This window comes from Clostridium mucosae (assembly GCF_024622765.1).
GTDB lineage: Bacteria > Bacillota > Clostridia > Clostridiales > Clostridiaceae > Clostridium.
Map to the genome: position 1 here is coordinate 1 of NZ_JANKAF010000017.1, position 19,240 is coordinate 19,240.

Consider the following 19,240-nt stretch of genomic DNA (forward strand, 5'->3'; position numbering starts at 1 on the left):
TTCATTAAATCAAATTTATTACCACGGAATAGTACTCGGTTTATACTGGGTGCTATTTTCGTATATTGAAGTCGTGAAACAATAATATAAGTACGCTAAAAATTATTTCAAGAAGTAGGAAATTTAGTTATAATTAAGTTGTAATACTTATTAACTAATTATAAAGCAATAATGATTTATATTGATTTAATATATCATTCATACATACTTTCAACCATAAGTTAAATATGCATATATATATTAATTGTTAATAAGTATTATATAGCTTTTAACTAATTTAACTCCTTTAACTTTTATCATGGTAGCATTCAGTTTATACTGGGTGCTATTTTCGTATAATAGTGTAAAATATACGTTAAATACTATTTTATAGATGAATAAAATTAGATATAATTAAAAAAATATAATACTTAATAATAGATTTGTATGTGCATGTAGTTATTTATCTTTGAAACTTCTAATTAGGTTATAAGTATTATATATACCTTTTTAATATTTATCCGTGGAGCACTCGGTTTATACTGGGTGCTATTTTCATGTTTAAATACAATGAAAAGCAGCATACCAATATAAGTATGTTGCCGAAGATAATGTTAAAAATAACAAAATGATTTAAAAGGTCTTTACAGTAATAGTATGTTTTAAAAATAAGATGATATGCATATAAATTATTTAAAAAGAAAAAAGCCATCATAAGACGGATCTCATATAAGGGTTATGCCTATAATAGTTTTCCAAATAAAATATCCAAAAATTTAATTTATGTCAAGTGTCGTTTTGACGTCAAAAAATCGTCAAAAATATATTTCATTGTAATTCAAAAAGATGAAATATCAGTATTTTCAAAATTAATTAAAATACTGATATTACCTATGTTTATTGGTTGTTTTTAAAAATATTTCTTTTGAAAATATATTTGCAATTAAAAATTTAAAATGAAAGATGCAAAATGAAGATAAAATGTACTACAAAGTAGTTTGAAGAAAATATAATTTAAGGGATGTCTGAGACATTCCTATTTTTTATGTATAATTCGTATATAAATTCCTAAAAATAAGAATAGTAGATTAAAAGATAATTAAGTAAGGATTGACAAAAATTATATAATAAAATAATATTTAATTGATAATGAATATCAATATTGATTAATAGAATAGGTGGTGTTATGTATGGATAAAATTGAATTTTATAAAGACTTATTCAATATAGAAAATGAAGAATCTATAAAAAAGTTCTTATTATATAATAGTTCCTTGGTGATAGCAGGCGTTAAACCTTCAGCAACTGTAACTATAAATAAAAAGTTAGAAAAGTTATATAAAACTTGGATTCAAGATGGGAAATCATTTTTAAAATCTATAAATTTAAGCTTTATTAATTTAAGAGAAGATGATAATGCCTCAATAATACTAATTTATAATAATGATATTCTAAAAAAGCATATATTTAAGCCTGAAAATATGGATTTTTTAATTAAACTTGGATATAAAAGAAATAATAATATTTCTTATTATATAGAATACTTAAAAGAAAGATATGAGAAATTTAAATGTCCTCATGAGCTTGGTATATTTTTAGGAATTCCAATTAATGATGTAAAAGGCTTTATGCAATGTAGTTATAAGAAGTGTTTAGGGTGTGGATATTGGAAAGTTTATAGCAATTATGAAAAGGCATTAGAAATATTCGATATATATGATGATGTAAGAGAAAAGACAATGGATAAAATTCTAGAAGGAGAACCTATTGATTCAATAGTAAACAATATAATTTTTAGTAACTACGATAATATTAAGTTTTGCATATAAGCAAAATTTTATAAATTGAGAATATAGAGGCTATGATAAATAGATATGTTCCTATAAATAATTAGGAAAAACTACTATGCCAAGAGTTTTGGTTAACTCGCTGTGCTCAAACAATTAAGCAACACCAAGGCCTAGTAGTTTCTCCAACACCAAGTACTTCTAATTGCTCGCTATATGCTTATCCCACAGTCTATTTATCTTCGCCAACTTATATTTTGCTACTTAAAATTACCCAAAAATGAATTAGCCTCATTAATGATATGTATTCGAAATTATATAAAAATCGGAAAGTTAATACATATCATTAAGAGTAACTATTATTATAAACAATTGAAAAGAAAGAGGGGATATTAAATGAGTATAGTTGTAATTGGTGGTCACGATAGAATGAGTAGGGATTATTTAAATATCTGTAAAAAATATAAATGTAAGGCTAAAATATTTACTCAAATGAAAGCTGGGCTAAATGATAAGATAGGTAGCGCGGATGTAATAATATTATTTACAAACATAGTATCACATAAAATGGCTATAAAAGCAAAAAAGGAAGCTGAAAGAAAAAATATAAGAGTAATTAATAATCATAATAGTACTGTTCATTCTTTAGAGGAAATTATAAAAAATATAATATAACGATGTTCATAAAAAATTAACAATAAAAATATAATATATAATTGAAAATGAATATCAATTACAGTATACTTTTGTACTGTAATTATCAAATGAAATTTAATATCAATGAAATGGGGGATTTATAATATGATGATCAATAAGAGGCTTATAAACCTTTGTAATGACTCTAAAAAGTATATTGGCTTCACTATATTTATGAATTGGCTTGCTATTATCTGTAATATTATAATAATACTGCTTATAGGACAGTTTATTAATAATATTTATTCTGGTGAAACAACTAGCATAGCAGATAAATCTATTTTTATATCTGGAGCAATAATATTCCTATTATTATGTTTAAGATTTATTTGCAATATTTTATATGCTAAATTTTCAGATTTGGCATCAACAAAAGCAAGAATGACTTTAAGAGAGCTTGTTTATAAAAAATTATTGAAGTTAGGAAATGGATACAGCAATGTAGAAAGCACTTCATCCATAGTTCAAGTAATGGTAGAGGGAGTAGAACAATTAGAAATTTATTTTGGGAAGTATCTACCACAATTTTTCTATTCATTATTAGTTCCAGTAACATTATTTGTATTTATGAGTTTTATATCATTTAAGGCAGCTTTAGTATTCATTCTTTGCGTACCTCTTATCCCAATATCAATAATTGCAATAATGAAAATTGCAAAGAGAATATTAAAAGATTATTGGAAGAGCTATTCAGATTTAGGTGGTACATTCTTAGAAAATCTTCAGGGATTAACAACTTTAAAGGTTTTTAATATGGATGAAGAAAGACATCAAAAAATGAATACAGAAGCAGAAAAGTTTAGAAAGATAACAATGAAGGTTTTAAGTATGCAACTAAATTCTATTACAATAATGGATTTAGTAGCCTTTGGTGGAGCAGCTGCTGGGACAATAGTTGCACTAATTCAATTTAGTAATGGGGAACTTAATCCTGGAAGTTTACTTGTAATAATTTTATTATCTTCAGAATTCTTTATACCATTAAGACTTTTAGGGTCATACTTCCATATAGCAATGAATGGTATGGCAGCATCTGATAGAATTTTTGGAATACTAGATGCTAAAGAAAGAGAAAAAGACATAGACACTAATGTTAAAGAAATAGCTGGTGATATCACAGTTGAATTAAACAATGCTAGCTTTAGTTATGATGGAGAAAGAGAAGTTCTAAATGGCATAAATATGAAGATAACTCCAAAAGGAATGGTTGCGATTGTAGGGGAAAGTGGTTCAGGTAAAAGTACTATTGCATCTATAATTTTAAATAACTATAAAGTTAATAAAGGAAAAGTATTATTAAATTCAGTTGATATAGAAAAGATTGATTTAGATACTATTTATGAAAATATAGCCTTAATATCAACTAATAGTTATATATTTAATGGAACTATTTTAGATAATTTACTTATAGGAAAGAAATATGCAACTAATGAAGAAATAAAAAATGCATTAAAGCTTGCTAGACTAGATAGTTTTGTAGATAGTTTAAAAGATGGATTGAATACAAATGTAGGTGAAGGCGGAAGTGCTTTATCAGGGGGACAAAAGCAAAGATTAGCACTTGCAAGAGCTATTTTAGCAAATAGAAAGATGATAATATTTGATGAAGCAACTTCTAATATAGATGTAGAAAGTGAAGAAGCTATTTGGGAATCTATATATGATCTTTCAAAAGAAAAAACTATATTAGTAATATCGCATAGATTAGCAAATGTAAGAGGAGCTAAAAATATATATGTTATGAATAAAGGAATATTATGTGAAGAAGGTACTCATGAAGAGCTTATGAAGCTTAATAGATATTACTACAGCATGGTTGATAAGCAAAATGAATTAGAAGAAATTAGGGAGGTTTGTTAGATATGAAAAGAAGATCAGGCTTCCAAATAATGAAAAGATTAATAGTTGAGTTAAAACCATTAGCACCTGTAATGGTAATTACTATATTTATGGGAGTATTAGGCTTCCTTGCTGCAATTTCTATAGCTTCTTTTGGCGCTGTAGCACTAGGTGCATATATAGGAGATATAACTTTTATAAGCTTCAAGGGAGCAATGATAGTTATGGCTATTTCTGCACTTTTTAGAGGGTTCTTAAGATATGGAGAACAACTATCAGGGCATTATATAGCTTTTAAAATACTGTATATATTAAGAGATAAGATATTTACTGTATTAAGAAAATTAGCACCAGCAAAATTAGAAGGAAAAGAAAAAGGAAATTTGATTGCATTAATAACTTCTGATATAGAGTTATTAGAAGTATTTTATGCACATACAATAGCACCAATTTCAATTGCTATAATTACAAACTCAATTATATCAATAATTTTATTTAATATAAGACCAGTATTTGGTGTGTTAGCTGCTATATTCTTTTTAATAGTTGGTTTTGTAATACCTTATGCTTCATCAAGTTTTGCAAAAGAAGCTGGAGTAAATTATAGAAATATATTCGGTGAAAGTAATAATTATATTCTTGATTCATTAAGAGGATTAAAAGAAGTATTATTATTTAAAAATGGTAAAGAAAGGTTAAATAAGATAAATGAAAATTCAATTAGACTTAATAAGAGTTTAGAAAAAATAAAAAAGCATGAAGGAGTAATTAGAGCAACAACAGATATTACAATAATGATTGCAATATTAACTTTTGTACTAATTGGGACAAGCGAATATTTATCAGGGAATATAAGTTTTACTACTGCTATAGTTTCAATAGTAATAATAGCTTCATCTTTTGGACCAGTAGTTGCTTTAAGTAATTTATCAAATACATTACTTCAAACTTTTGCTTGTGCAGAAAGAATCTTTGCTCTTTTAGATGAAAAACCTCAAGTGGAAGAAGTAAGTGGTAAAGAAGACATACAAGGAAATGATATTGAATATAAAAGTGTAAGCTTCTCATATCCAAATAGAAAAGAAATGATATTCAATAATGCATCTTTAAACATAAGAAAGGGAGACAAGATTGCATTAATAGGGGAAAGTGGAATTGGTAAGAGTACATTCATAAAACTAATAATGAGATTTTGGGATGTTAATAGCGGGGATATAAAATTAGATAATATAGATATAAAAGATATTAATACAGAATCACTAAGAAGTTCTCAAACATTAGTTAGCCAAGAAACATATTTATTTAATGAATCAATAAGAGAAAATATAAAAGTAGGAAATAAAAATGCTTCTGAAGCAGAAATAATAGAAGCAGCAAAGAAAGCCTCAATTCATGATTTTATATTAAGTCTTCCAAAAGGATATGAAACTAGGGTTTCAGAACTTGGAGGGAATTTATCTTCTGGAGAAAAACAAAGAATTGGATTAGCAAGAGCTTTCTTAAAAGATAGTGATGTATTAGTATTAGACGAGCCAACTAGTAATTTAGATGCTTTAAATGAAGGGGAAATATTAAAAGCTATAAATGAAAATTGTAAAGAAAAAACTATTATATTAATTTCTCATAGAAAATCTACAACAGCTATTTGTGATAAGGTATATAAATTAGAAAATAAGCAAATTAAGATAAGTTAAAGTAAGTAAATTTAAATTTTAAGAGGATGTAAAAGTCCTCTTAATTTAAAGAAGTACTTGATAATGATTATTAAATTCATGGGGGATATATGACTAAGATTGAAAGAGAAAAAAAGACAATAGAGCTTATGATAAAAATATATTGTAAAAAGAAGCATAGGGAAAAAGAGTTATGCGCTGAATGTAGCGAATTGCTTGAATATGCTTTGAAGAGACTTACTTATTGTAAATTTGGTGAAGAAAAGAGTACTTGTGGTAAATGTCCAATACATTGTTATAAAAAGGATATGAAAGAGAAAATTAAGAGGGTTATGAGGTTTTCTGGTCCAAGACTAATTATATATAATCCAATAGAGTTAATTAGGCATATTACGTACTAACTTAAATAATAATTGAAGGGGAGATATTATTATGAAGTCAATAAAAAAATATATTTATATAACAGTAGGACTAATTTCAGTAGTATTAGGTGCTATAGGGGTAGTACTTCCAATATTTCCAACAACACCATTTTTACTATTAGCATCATATTGTTTTGCAAAGGGATCAGATAGATTTAATACTTGGTTTATAGGAACAAAGCTATATAAAAATCACTTAGAATCCTTTGTAAAAGAAAGAACTATGACACTAAAGGAGAAAATATGTATCTTAGCATTTGCAGATTTCATGTTAGCATTTCCTTTAATACTTATAGATAGCTTATTCATGAAGGGGGTGATAGTAGTACTTATACTATTTAAATTCTATTATTTCATCTTTAGAATAAAAACTATAACAGCAGAAGAAAAAGCAATAAGAAAATTAACACAAGAAAATTAGTTGGAGGAACAATGGAAAGAATATCATCATCGCTATTTATGTTATCATTATTATTTTATTATATACCTAAGATATTTAAAATAAAGAAGATAAACTTTGTAAAAACGCATATTTATCTTGGGACTATATCTGTATTAGCAATGTGCTTTGCATTAATACAAAAAATAGGTCAAGATGATTTCATAAAATATATTGGTTTTACTGGAATAATGATTGCTATTGGAGTAACAGGATACTTTTCAACTAAAAAGCCTAAGACATATAAGAAACCTCATATTATTTGTACTGTAGGATTTTTTGTTTATCTATTTACAGTTATAGCTATATTAAAATAATCTTAAATAATTACAAATAAATATGTTACTTAAATTTGGGGTATCAAAATAAGTATAGTGTTTATGAAAATCTAAATAGCTTTAAATATTTAGATTTCAAGAAGACTATATTTTTATAGCTATATATGAATAGCTTTAATTTTAGAAATAGGTTAAGGCTAGAAAAATATACATTTATAGAAACGTACTTTTATATCTGAAAAGTATGTTTTTTTATAGAAAAATTAGTTTTGTGACTTTGTTACAGTCAAATTTGAAGAATGAGAATATACTTATATCATAGAGTAAATAATACATTATTGGAGGAAATAGAAATGAATAATATAAAAGTTTACACAACTAATACTTGTCCATGGTGTACAAAAGTAAAAAATTATTTAAAGAGTAAGAATATAAATTATGAAGAAGTTAACGTAGGATTAAATAGAGCAGCAGCTATGGAAATGGTAAATAAAAGTGGACAAATGGGAGTTCCTGTTTTGGATATAAACGGGAAAATAGTTGTTGGTTTTGATAAAAACACAATAGATAATTTATTAGGACTATAATATTAAATAATTATCAAAAACATTGATAAAGAAAAAAAGTAAAGCTAAAATAGAATTAGTTTTACTTTTTTTATTTTTAAGAATTTTATGAGGTAAGAGTATGGAGTTAAGAAAAAAGGTTATAGAAAATTATCCGTTTTTAACTGATTTAAGTGAAGAAGTATTAGAAGAATTTTTTAAGAGGGTTATTGTAAATACCTATGAAGTTGGACAAAGTATGTTTAATAATAAACAAAGTTGTATAGGATTTTCTTTTATATTAGATGGTAGAATAAGAATTTATAAACTTGGTGATGATGGAAAAGAGATAACTTTATATAGATTGGGTAAGGGAGATAATTGTTTTAACACAATATTATGTGCTTTAACTGAATCAGAAGAAACTTCATTTTCTGAGGTAGAAGAAAATGCAGTGATTGCTTTATTACCAATGGATTTTTTTAAGAGACATTTATTAGATAATAGTAGCTTCTTAAAATATATATTTAAAAATTTATACAATAAGTTTGAAACCGTAGTAGAAGGATTAGAAAAAGTTACATTTGACAGTATAGAAAATAGAATTATAAATTATTTTAAAGAAAAAATGAATGATAATAATGGTGGAAAAATAATTTATACAACTCATGAAAAAATTGCTGCAGATATAGGATCTTCAAGGGAAGTAGTAAGTAGGAGCTTAAAATCATTAGAAAAAAGAGAAATATTAGAACTTGGAAGAGGAAAGATAAAAATAAAAAATTGGATTTTTTAAATTAGTATTGACATTTAGGTAACAATATCTTAAAATTTGAATATAGTAATATTATTGACACAGAAATAACAATGATATGTGTAGTTAATATGTAAGATGAGAAGAGGTGATATCTTGGACAGTAATTACAAACAATACGAGGATATAGCAGAATTTTTAAAAGTTTTAGCTCATCCAGTTAGACTTTGTATAGTAAAAAATCTTTTAGAAAAGGGTTCTTGTAATGTAACTAATATGCATAGTTGCTTAGGTATGCCTCAATCTACAATTTCTCAACATCTTCAAAAGCTAAAGAGTGTTGGAATAATTAAAGGTGAAAGAAACGGACTTGAAATAGTATATGAAGTAGTTGATAAAAGAGCTGAGAAAATTATACAAGCTCTTATAGAAGAATAATATTCAAATTATTTATCAATAATTTAAATTTTTAATAGTGTAAAGTTGCTAATTTAGAACAGCTAAATTATAGCTGTTCTTTAAATTTAAAATAAATATCGTAATATTATAATATAACAATAATTAATTGAATGAATATTATATTGATTATAGATATGAAAAATTTAGAAAGAATAATATCAGCAGATTTAGGAGGATTTTTAATGAATAAGAAAGTTTTAATAGTTGGAGGAGTTGCAGGTGGAGCATCTGCAGCAGCTAGACTTAGAAGATTAGATGAAAATATAGAAATAGTAATGTTTGAAAAAGGTGAGTATATTTCCTTTGCAAACTGTGGACTTCCTTATTATGTTGGTGAAGTAATAAAAGAGAGAGATGCTTTACTTCTTCAAACGCCAGAAAAGATGAAAGATAGATTTAATATAGATGTAAGAATCAATAGTGAAGTTATACAAATTAATGCAGATGATAAAAAGGTAAAAGTAAAAACACTTAATAATGAAGAATATGAAGAAAGCTATGATTATTTAGTTTTATCACCAGGAGCAAAACCAATAAAACCTAATTTACCAGGAATAGATAGTAAAAAAATATTTACAGTTAGAAATGTTCCAGATACAGATAAAGTAAAAGCTTTTGTAGATTCCAAAGGTACTAAATCAGCCGTTGTTATTGGTGGTGGATTTATTGGAATAGAAATGGCAGAGAACTTAAGGGAAAGAGGTATTGAAGTAACATTAGTAGAAGCAGCACCTCATGTTATGGCACCTTTTGATTCTGAATTTTCAAGCTTAATTGAAAAAGAATTAAATTCTAATGATATAAGTATCATGTTAAATGAAAAAGTTAATGGATTTGAAGAAACTGATAATTTTATAAAGGTTAAGCTAGAAAGCGGAAAAGAAATAGTTGTTGATATGGTTGTTTCAGCTATTGGGGTAACTCCAGATACTACATTCATAAGAGAGAGTGGTATAGAACTTGGAGAAAGAGGTCATATAATTGTAGATGATCACATGAGAACTAATAAAGATGGAGTATATGCGGCTGGGGATGCAGTAGTTGTAAAAGACTATGTAAATGGAAATGAAGCATTTATACCACTAGCAGGACCAGCAAACAAACAAGGAAGAATAATAGCTGATAATATAGCAGGTTTAAATTCAGCATATAAAGGAACTTTAGGAACATCTATAATAAAAATATTTGATATGGTTGCAGCTTCAACAGGAAATAATGAAAGAACTTTAAATAGATATGGAATTAAATTTAATAAGGTATATTTACATCCAATGAGTCATGCTGGATATTATCCAGATGCTACACCGCTAACAATAAAGGTGATATATGATGTTGAAGGTAAAATACTTGGAGCTCAAGCTTTAGGATATGAAGGTGTAGATAAATTTATAGATGTAGTAGCAACATCAATTAAGTTTGGTGGAACAATGGAAGATTTAGCAGAACTTGAACTTTCATATGCACCACCGTTCCTATCAGCAAAATCACCAGCAAATATGGCAGGTTTTATAGCTCAAAATCAAACCAAAGGACTAGTAGATGTTATAAACATAGAGGATTTAAATAAATTTGATTCATCAAAGCAAATTTTATTAGATACAAGAGATAAGCAAGAAGTAGAGCTTGGAAAGATAGAAAATTCAATAAATATACCAGTTAATGATTTAAGAAATAATTTAGATAAGCTAGATAAAGATAAAGAAATTTTAGTTTATTGTGCAGTAGGAATAAGAGGTTATATAGCAGCTAGAATATTAAAGGCTAATGGCTTTAAAGCTAGAAACTTAAATGGTGGTTATAAGTCTTATGTGAACTGGAACTACAAAGCAAAAGTTTTTGAAAGTAAAAATAATATAAATAATAGTGAAAATGGAGATTCTGTAATGAAAGAAGTAGCAGCTGATAAGGTAAGAGAATTAAATGCAACAGGATTATCTTGTCCAGGACCTTTAATGCAAGTAAAAGCAACTATGGATGATATGAATGATGGAGAAGTCTTAAAGGTAAAGGTATCAGATGAAGGATTCTGTAGAGATATAGAAGCTTGGACTAAGAAAACTAATAATAGACTTATGAATTTAGATAAAAACAAGGGAATTATAGAAGCAACAATTATGAAGTGTTCAGATCAAATTCTATCTGGAACTGAAATTTCTAATACTTGTACTACAGTTCAAAATAATAATGGTCAAACAATGGTTGTATTTAGTGGAGATCTAGATAAAGCTATTGCTTCATTTATAATTGCTAATGGTGCAGCTACAATGGGCAAAAAGGTAACTATGTTCTTTACATTCTGGGGATTAAACGTACTAAGAAAGCCTGAAAAAATAAAGACACCTAAAAATATAATAGAAAAAGCATTTGGTATGATGATGCCAAGAGGTAGCAAAAAGCTTGGACTATCAAGAATGAATATGGGTGGAATGGGCGCTAAAATGATTAGAGGAGTCATGAAAAATAAAAATATTCAATCATTAGAAGACTTAATGGATGCAGCTATAAAAAATGGAGTAGAAATAGTAGCATGCACAATGTCTATGGATGTTATGGGAATTAAAAAAGAAGAGTTAATAGATGGAATAACTTATGGCGGCGTTGGATACTATCTTGGAGAAGCCGATGATGCAAATGTCAATTTATTTATATAATTAAAATAGCATATTTCAATCTAAAAAGGAGCTGTATAACAGCTCCTTTTTAGATTGCAAGTAATCTTTATTAAAATATATATTGCTTTAGTTATTAAAGTTGATTATTTAATGATGAAATAGTATCATCAAGCTTTTCTAAACTTGTAGCTTGAAGATCCATATTTGCAGCAATTTCTTCACATAATGCAGAATGCTCTTGAGAAATGGTAGAAACCCTTTCTATGATAGATAAAACATTATCTTTTTCAGAAGAAGCTACAGTTAGATTTTCTATGCAACTATCAATTTCTTGAATTGAATCACCTATTGATGATTTTATGTTTGTAAAGCTACTCTTAGTGCTAAGAAGAGTCTTTTGTTGATTATCAATTGCTGAACTACCAGCTTGCATTGCTTTAGAAGTATCAAGAATATCAGATTTTATATCATCTAATATTTTAGTAATACTTTCAACTGATTGTTTTGAGTTTTCAGCTAGTTTTCTAACTTCACCAGCAACTACAGAGAATCCTCTGCCTGCTTCCCCTGCTCTTGCAGCTTCTATTGCAGCATTTAAAGAAAGTAAATTTGTTTGGCTTGCAATTTGACTTATAGAATCTGTTATAGTATTTACTGATTCTAGCTTTGATACAAGAGAGTTTACTGTTGAACTAACTATAGTAAAAGCGTGTTGTAAAGATTTTAATGATTCATCTAAATCAGTAAATGTATTTAAGCCTTCATCTGCAACTTTATCAGTATCTAAAACAGCAATTTGAACATTTGTAACGTTATAAGCTAATTGTTCCATACGGCTATTAAAGTTTTCTAAAATGTTGCTTACATTATTAATTTCTTCTGCTTGAGTAAGAGTTGCAGTTGTTAAGTTAGATAATGAGTTATTAACATCTTGAATTGCATTAGAAATACTAGAACTAGTATCACTTAACATAACCATCTCATTTTTTAAATTCTCATTTGTATTTTCTTTTTCATCAATATTATTTGCAATAAAATCATCTGAAACTTCTTTAGTAACATCATTCATTGATATATTTTTTTTCTTTGATTTAGAAAATAAACCCATATTAGTACCTCCTAATTTTATCTTTTCCATCTCGAGCCATTTCTTTTACTTTTTGGGGTGCACCTATGGATGTAATGACTTCTGAAAACCATCTTAAGGCTGATGTATCGTCCCCAACTCTTCTATGTAATTCACCTATTAGGTACATAATAGAAAACCTATCCAATCCATAAACTGGTAGCTTTTCATTTATAAATGTATCATTAAAGGCAATTAATGCTTGATTTATATAGTTTTTTTCATTAACTTCATCCATTAATAACCTATACATCCAAGCAATTTTTAAACAAAGCATAGCTTTTGTACTATTTTTACTTTCAATAACTAGTGAGTTAACTAAAGCTAATTTGTATCTTTCGATTGAAATTTTTTCAGTGAAAGGAATATCGTATTCACGATTAACCCATTTAGGAGTAATTTTTTCCTTTACTAGCTGTATTTGAAAGTCTCTAATTTTATTAAAGTCCGTTTTAAGAGCTGCGTAACCACAGCTTGGACATAGCCATACTTCATAAAGATATGGATTTTCAACTGAATATCTTATAAACAAATCAGAATCTCTAGAAGTAACTCTAGGGGCATTGACTTTTACAGTTGGTGTTTTAAAGGAATTTTCACAAACTGGACAATTAACTTCTTTGAGAAATAAGTTTTTAGTTGCTTTATCACTATTATCGTCTTTTTTTATTGAATCTTTAGTTTGTACACTCTTTAATGAGCTTATCATAAGTTACCACCTCGGCATTCTACATATATCTAATTATAACATATTATAACAAATTTGTAGCTAAAACAATTACAAATACAAAAAATAACTTATAAATACATTTTAAAATAATAATCTACAAATTTAATAGTATTATGATGTAAAATAGTAAATAGAATTATTTGAGTACACAATAAAATTAAAATAATATATATTAATTAAGTGTGAGATATCTTTGAAATTAATGATTAGTAATAAGTTACATTTTAACTATATAGGGTAAAATCTGTATTTTATCCTATATAGTTAAATAATTTAATTACACAATTTGATATTTTTGATATAATATTTAGGGTGAAGTTTGAAAAGGGTGATAAGATATGGCGATTCAAGATTGGAAAAGTTTTTTTATGCCTTATGAACAGGCTGTAGATGAATTAAAGGTAAAGCTTAGAAGTATTAGAAAGGAATATAGAAAGAAAAATGAATATTCTCCAATAGAATTTGTTACTGGAAGAGTAAAAGAAATTTCTAGTCTTCTAGAAAAAGCTAATAAATTTGAAATTCCTTTAGATAGGCTTCAATATGAAATTGAAGATATAGCTGGCATTAGAATAATGTGCCAATTTGTAGATGATATAGATAGAGTTGTAGAAATATTAAGAGCAAGAAAAGATATGCAAATTCTTTATGAAAAGGACTATGTTAGAGGTGTAAAGGAAAGTGGATATAGAAGTTATCATATTATAATTAAATATCCAATAAATATGGCAGAAGGTCAAAAAGAAATACTGGCTGAATTTCAGATAAGGACTTTAGCTATGAATTTCTGGGCAACAATAGAGCACTCATTAAATTATAAATATAAGAAACAGCTTCCCGATAATGTAAGAGAAAAGCTAAAAAGAGCAGCAGATGCAGCATTTGAGTTGGATGAACAAATGCTTGATATTAAAGATGAAATTAAGGATGCTCAAAAGCTATTTGAAATAAAATCAGACATAATTTCAAATATTATGCATAATATATTAACTCTTATATCGCTAGGAAAATTTGCGGAAGCAAGTAGATATGAAAGTTCATTAAATAAGCTAATAGAGGATGGAGAAATATATGAACTTAATAATTTATTGGTATCTATAAAAAGGGATGTAAATAAATATAGAGATTGAATTTAATCTTAAGAGTATGATTTTTAGTAATCATACTCTTTTTTTATCAATAAATAGATAGCTATATCTTATATGAAGACTATCTATTTATTAATTAATGTATAAAAATATAGATAAATTCTCCAAAAGTATATTGACATTGATAATCTTTATCAACTATAATAATAATCAGTTGATATAGATTATCAAGTAACGGGAGTGAGTATATGACTAAAAAATCTTTATTGGCTATTACTATTATTCTATCAGTAATATCCATATTCGTTGGAGTATCAAATATAAATATATTTAATATGGGAACTTCCGAAATAGAGGTTCTTATGATAAGCAGATTGCCTCGTTTAATCAGTATATTAGTTGCTGGAGTGGGGATGAGTATAAGTGGTGTGATAATGCAGCAAATAAGTAATAATAAATTTATTTCACCAACTACAGCAGCAACAGTAGATTCTGCAAAGCTTGGAGTTTTATTTTCTATAATAATATTTACATCTGCTAATATATTTCAAAAGATGATTTTATCTTTCATATTTTCTTTAGTGGGAACTTTTATGTTTATGACGATACTAAAGAAAATAAAAATAAAAAATGTAATTTTTATTCCACTTGTAGGAATTATGCTAGGAAATGTAATAGGATCAATAACAGATTTCTTTGCATATAAGTACAATTTGACGCAAAGTATGGGAGCTTTTTTACAAGGCAGTTTTTCAACAGTATTAAAGGGTAACTACGAAATATTATATTTAAGCATACCGTTAGTAATTATTGCTTTTGCATATGTACATAAATTTACTTTAGCGGGTATGGGAGAAGAAATGTCAGTAAGTCTTGGATTGAATTATAAAAGAGTTACTAATATAGGAGTTATAATAGTAGCTTTAATTTCTTCTTTAGTTGTAATAACAGTAGGCAGTATTCCTTTTGTAGGATTAATAATACCTAATATAGTTTCTATATGGAAAGGGGACAACCTTAAAAATAACATGCCTATAGTGGCTTTACTAGGTGCAAGCTTTGTTTTAGCTTGTGATATTATAAGTAGATTAATTATTGCACCATATGAAGTGCCTATAGATTTAACAATTGGTGTTATTGGAGCTGTAATATTCCTTTATTTAATATTTAGGAGGAATAAATAATGAGAAATAATAAGAAAAAAATAATTATAATGCTAATAATTGCAATAACATTTCTAACATTGTTTGTAGTGTGGGGATTAAATGCAAAAAATTATAGATTTAATTTGTCTCTTAGAATTCCAAAAGTATTAGGCATATTAATAGCAGGAGCAACAATTTCGGTAGCATCGTTACTATTCCAGACAATAACAAATAATAGAATTATAACGCCAAGTATTATTGGCTTAGATGCTTTATATAATTTAGTACAAACCATAGTAGTGTTTATATTTGGATCTACATCAATATTCATGGTTAATAAAACAATTAACTTCTTAACTTCAGGTACCTTAATGGTAGTTTTGGCAATGATTTTATTTAAAGTAGTTCTTAAAAGTGGAAAAAACAATATCTTCTTTTTATTATTAGTAGGTACAGTAGTTGGAACATTATTTAGAAGCTTATCATCATTTATGCAGGTTTTAATAGATCCAAATGAATTTGATGCACTTCAAACAAAGCTATTTGCTTCATTTAGCCTAGTTAATACAAAGATAATATTTATTTCTATTGTAATATTAGTAATAATGGCAGTTATTCTATATAAAGATTTTAATAAATTAGATGTTATGTCATTAGGTAGAGAACAAGCTATAAACTTAGGTGTTGATTACGATAAATTCAGCAAAGAAATATTAATGTTTGTGGCTATACTAGTTTCGTTATCAACAGCGCTAGTTGGACCTATTACATTTTTAGGAATAATAGTTGTTAATTTAACTTATGAAATAACTAAAACTTATAAACATTCAGTTCTTCTTATAGTTGGTACACTTATAAGTATAATTGCTTTAGTTGGAGGCCAATTCTTGGTGGAAAGATTATTCAACTTTAATACAACTATAAGTATAATAATTAACTTTATTGGAGGAATTTACTTTATAAATCTATTATTAAGGGAGAGTAAGTTATGATAGAAGTAAGAAATATTAGTAAAAGTTATGGAAGTAAAAAAGTTCTAGAAGATGTTTCTTTTAACATAGAAGAAGGTAAAATAACTTCCTTTATAGGGCCTAATGGTGCTGGTAAAAGTACTGTTTTATCTATAATATCAAGACTTATGGACTCAGATTCAGGAGAAGTTATTATAGATGGCAAGGAAATAAAAAAGTGGGACTCTAAAGAGTTATCAAAAAAATTATCAATATTAAAGCAAAGTAATAATTTAAATATAAGACTAACTATTAGAGAACTTGTTTCATTTGGAAGGTTTCCATATTGTGAAGGAAAGCTAAAAGAAGATGATGAAAAATTTGTTGATGAAGCTTTAGATTATATGAAGCTTACAGATATTCAAGATAAGTACCTTGATGAGTTAAGTGGTGGACAAAGGCAAAGAGCATATATTGCAATGATAATTGCTCAAGATACTGATTACATACTTTTAGATGAGCCGCTAAATAATTTAGACATGAAGCATTCAGCTGAAATGATGAAAATGCTTAGACAAATGGTTAATGATTTAGGAAAAACTATAATAATAGTTATTCATGATATAAATTTTGCATCTTGTTATTCAGATACTATTGTAGCATTGAAGGATGGGAAATTAGTAAATCATACAATAACAGAAGAAATGATAACAGAAGATAGTCTAAGCTGTCTTTACGATATGAACTTTAATATTAGAGAAGTAAATAATCAAAAAATATGTATTTATTTCTAAAAAACATTAGTATGTAAAAATAAAATTTATATAAAAGAAAAAAATGGAGGTAAATTTAATGAAAAAGAGACTTGCAGTCATATTAAGTATGGTTATGTTATTAATGGTAGGAGTAGTAGGTTGTACTTCAGGTGATAAAAAAGCTGAAGAATCAGCACAAGAAGAAAATAAAACAGTTGTTGTTACAGACCAAAAAGGTGAAGTAGAGGTTCCTGTTAATCCTAAAAATGTAGTAGTTTTAGATTACGGTTCATTAGATATAATGGCTAAGTTAGGGGTTGAGCCGGTAGCATTACCAAAAAGTTCTCTTCCAACATACTTAGATAAATATAAAGATGATAAATATGTTGATTTAGGTTCATTAAAAGAATTTGATTTAGAAAAGATTAATGCAGCTGAACCAGATTTAATTATAATAGAAGGAAGACAAGAGTCTTATTATGAAGATTTAAAGAAAATTGCTCCAGTATTATATTTAGGTACAGTTAATAGCGATATATTTGCTTCAGCAGAAAATAATGCTAAAGTATTAGGTAAAGTATTTAATAAAGAAGAGGGAGTTACTGCTGAATTAGAAAGTATAAATAAGAGATTAGAAGCAGTAAGTGGAAAAGTTAAAGAAAATAATTCAACAGCTTTAATGACAATGTTTAATGAAGGTTCATTATCAGTTTATGGTGCAGGATCAAGATATGATATGGTTTATAGCAAGTTCGGATTTACTCCAGCAGATACAAAAATAGAAGTTTCAAATCACGGACAAAATATTTCATTTGAATACTTAAAAGAAAAGAATCCAGATTACTTATTTGTTTTAGATAGAGGAGCTGTAACTGGAACTCAAGCATCAGTTAAAGAAGCAGTAGAAAATGAGTTGATAAAGACAACTAAAGCTTATGAAGAAGGACATATAGTATATGTAAATCCACAAGCTTGGTATGTTGGTGGAAGTGGAATAATGGCTATAGATGCTATAATTTCAGATATGGAAACAGCAGTAGGAATAAAGTAATAGAATATATAATTGTAAAAAAAGGAAATTTGACCTGTGTTAAATTTCCTTTTTATTTATAAAAAGAAGTTTTTAGTATCAAATTATTAATTAAAAATAAGCATTTATAAAAAAAAGAAAAGCTTGTACATTTTATTTTGAAATTTTCATAAAAGTGGATTTTGATATTTACAATGGATAATTATTATTATATAATAATAACATCAAAAGGATTTGATAAGAGTTATAGAAAAATAAATTATTAAATTATATATAAATTAGGAGGAGTTCAAATTATGAAGAAATTTGTTTGTACAGTATGTGGATACGTTCATGAAGGAGATGCAGCACCAGAAGTATGTCCAGTATGTAAGGTTGGAGCTGACAAGTTCATGGAACAATCAGGAGATTTAGCATGGGCAGATGAGCACAGAGTAGGAGTAGCTAAAGATGTAGATCCAAGAGTTATGGAAGGATTACAAGCTAACTTCGTAGGAGAATGTACAGAAGTAGGAATGTACTTAGCAATGTCAAGACAAGCTGATAGAGAAGGATTCCCAGAAGTTGCAGAAGCTTATAAGAGAATAGCATTCGAAGAAGCAGAACACGCTGCAAAATTCGCAGAATTAATCGGAGAAGTAGTTGTTGCAGATACAAAAGCTAACTTACAAGCTAGAGTAAATGCAGAACACGGAGCTTGCCAAGGAAAGAAAGATTTAGCAACATTAGCTAAACAATTAAACTTAGATGCAATCCATGACACAGTTCATGAAATGTGTAAAGATGAAGCTAGACACGGACAAGCATTCAAGGGATTATTAGACAGATATTTCGGACAAAACTAATTTGCCTGATTATTTATAGGGTATCGTTTAAAAAAGAGTGTTGTATTATTACGTTAATACAACACTCTTTTTGTAATGTGAAAATGAG

At 27.2% G+C, this 19,240-nt stretch carries 19 protein-coding genes; 17 read left to right on the top strand and 2 right to left on the bottom strand.

Annotated features, from left to right (window positions below):
* Positions 1-1,169 precede the first annotated feature (1,169 nt).
* The 11 genes from NSA50_RS15495 to NSA50_RS15545 all read left to right on the top strand — a co-directional run bounded on the left by NSA50_RS15495 (position 1,170) and on the right by NSA50_RS15545 (position 11,522).
* A complete protein-coding gene (locus NSA50_RS15495; RefSeq protein ID WP_195263806.1) occupies positions 1,170-1,808 on the top strand; it encodes a DUF3793 family protein in 639 nt (212 codons plus the stop codon).
* Positions 1,809-2,162: 354 nt separating this feature from the next.
* Positions 2,163-2,441 (top strand): DUF2325 domain-containing protein, encoded by a 279-nt coding sequence (locus NSA50_RS15500; RefSeq protein WP_195263807.1) that lies wholly within the window; start codon positions 2,163-2,165, stop codon positions 2,439-2,441.
* A gap of 126 nt (positions 2,442-2,567) precedes the next feature.
* On the top strand, positions 2,568-4,322 hold the full coding sequence (locus NSA50_RS15505; RefSeq protein ID WP_257446508.1) for an ABC transporter ATP-binding protein/permease: 1,755 nt from the start codon (positions 2,568-2,570) through the stop codon (positions 4,320-4,322).
* Between the two features lie 2 nt (positions 4,323-4,324).
* Positions 4,325-5,995 (top strand): amino acid ABC transporter ATP-binding/permease protein, encoded by a 1,671-nt coding sequence (locus tag NSA50_RS15510; RefSeq protein ID WP_195263809.1) that lies wholly within the window; start codon positions 4,325-4,327, stop codon positions 5,993-5,995.
* 89 nt (positions 5,996-6,084) lie between these two features.
* Positions 6,085-6,375 carry a nitrous oxide-stimulated promoter family protein gene (locus NSA50_RS15515; RefSeq protein WP_257446511.1) on the top strand — a complete coding sequence of 97 codons (291 nt, stop codon included), beginning with the start codon at positions 6,085-6,087 and terminating at the stop codon, positions 6,373-6,375.
* Positions 6,376-6,406: 31 nt separating this feature from the next.
* Positions 6,407-6,817, top strand: coding sequence for a YbaN family protein (locus tag NSA50_RS15520; protein ID WP_257446514.1), 411 nt, complete (start codon positions 6,407-6,409; stop codon positions 6,815-6,817).
* Between the two features lie 11 nt (positions 6,818-6,828).
* Positions 6,829-7,152, top strand: coding sequence for a hypothetical protein (locus NSA50_RS15525; protein ID WP_195263812.1), 324 nt, complete (start codon positions 6,829-6,831; stop codon positions 7,150-7,152).
* Between the two features lie 314 nt (positions 7,153-7,466).
* Positions 7,467-7,700 carry a glutaredoxin family protein gene (locus NSA50_RS15530; RefSeq protein ID WP_195263813.1) on the top strand — a complete coding sequence of 78 codons (234 nt, stop codon included), beginning with the start codon at positions 7,467-7,469 and terminating at the stop codon, positions 7,698-7,700.
* A gap of 100 nt (positions 7,701-7,800) precedes the next feature.
* Entirely contained in the window at positions 7,801-8,454 is a 654-nt protein-coding gene (locus NSA50_RS15535) for a Crp/Fnr family transcriptional regulator (RefSeq protein WP_195263814.1), read from the top strand.
* A gap of 114 nt (positions 8,455-8,568) precedes the next feature.
* Positions 8,569-8,850 carry an ArsR/SmtB family transcription factor gene (locus tag NSA50_RS15540; protein WP_195263815.1) on the top strand — a complete coding sequence of 94 codons (282 nt, stop codon included), beginning with the start codon at positions 8,569-8,571 and terminating at the stop codon, positions 8,848-8,850.
* A 203-nt stretch (positions 8,851-9,053) separates the two neighbouring features.
* Positions 9,054-11,522, top strand: a complete 2,469-nt coding sequence (locus NSA50_RS15545; protein WP_257446522.1) for an FAD-dependent oxidoreductase — start codon at positions 9,054-9,056, stop codon at positions 11,520-11,522.
* 94 nt (positions 11,523-11,616) lie between these two features.
* On the opposite strand, the gene NSA50_RS15550 is transcribed toward NSA50_RS15545, so the two are convergent.
* Together NSA50_RS15550 and NSA50_RS15555 are read right to left on the bottom strand one after the other, a co-directional pair.
* Positions 11,617-12,591 (bottom strand): methyl-accepting chemotaxis protein, encoded by a 975-nt coding sequence (locus NSA50_RS15550; protein WP_195263817.1) that lies wholly within the window; start codon positions 12,589-12,591, stop codon positions 11,617-11,619.
* A 1-nt stretch (position 12,592) separates the two neighbouring features.
* The gene (locus NSA50_RS15555; RefSeq protein ID WP_257446525.1) at positions 12,593-13,318 is read right to left on the bottom strand and encodes a DUF2225 domain-containing protein; all 726 of its coding nucleotides are present in this window, start codon (positions 13,316-13,318) and stop codon (positions 12,593-12,595) included.
* A gap of 359 nt (positions 13,319-13,677) precedes the next feature.
* Here NSA50_RS15555 and NSA50_RS15560 point away from each other — a divergent pair, with 359 nt between their 5' ends.
* The 6 genes from NSA50_RS15560 to NSA50_RS15585 all read left to right on the top strand — a co-directional run bounded on the left by NSA50_RS15560 (position 13,678) and on the right by NSA50_RS15585 (position 19,152).
* Complete coding sequence (locus NSA50_RS15560) at positions 13,678-14,469, top strand: GTP pyrophosphokinase (RefSeq protein WP_195263819.1); 792 nt, start codon at positions 13,678-13,680, stop codon at positions 14,467-14,469.
* Positions 14,470-14,675: 206 nt separating this feature from the next.
* Entirely contained in the window at positions 14,676-15,611 is a 936-nt protein-coding gene (locus NSA50_RS15565; RefSeq protein ID WP_195263820.1) for an ABC transporter permease, read from the top strand.
* Positions 15,611-16,564, top strand: a complete 954-nt coding sequence (locus NSA50_RS15570) for an iron chelate uptake ABC transporter family permease subunit (protein ID WP_195263821.1) — start codon at positions 15,611-15,613, stop codon at positions 16,562-16,564. Before NSA50_RS15565 ends, NSA50_RS15570 begins: the two co-directional genes overlap by 1 nt.
* Positions 16,561-17,316 carry an iron ABC transporter ATP-binding protein gene (locus tag NSA50_RS15575; protein WP_195263822.1) on the top strand — a complete coding sequence of 252 codons (756 nt, stop codon included), beginning with the start codon at positions 16,561-16,563 and terminating at the stop codon, positions 17,314-17,316. Before NSA50_RS15570 ends, NSA50_RS15575 begins: the two co-directional genes overlap by 4 nt.
* 58 nt (positions 17,317-17,374) lie before the next feature.
* Positions 17,375-18,328, top strand: coding sequence for a siderophore ABC transporter substrate-binding protein (locus NSA50_RS15580; RefSeq protein WP_195263823.1), 954 nt, complete (start codon positions 17,375-17,377; stop codon positions 18,326-18,328).
* Positions 18,329-18,603: 275 nt separating this feature from the next.
* Entirely contained in the window at positions 18,604-19,152 is a 549-nt protein-coding gene (locus NSA50_RS15585) for an NADH peroxidase (RefSeq protein WP_257446531.1), read from the top strand.
* Positions 19,153-19,240 lie beyond the last annotated feature (88 nt).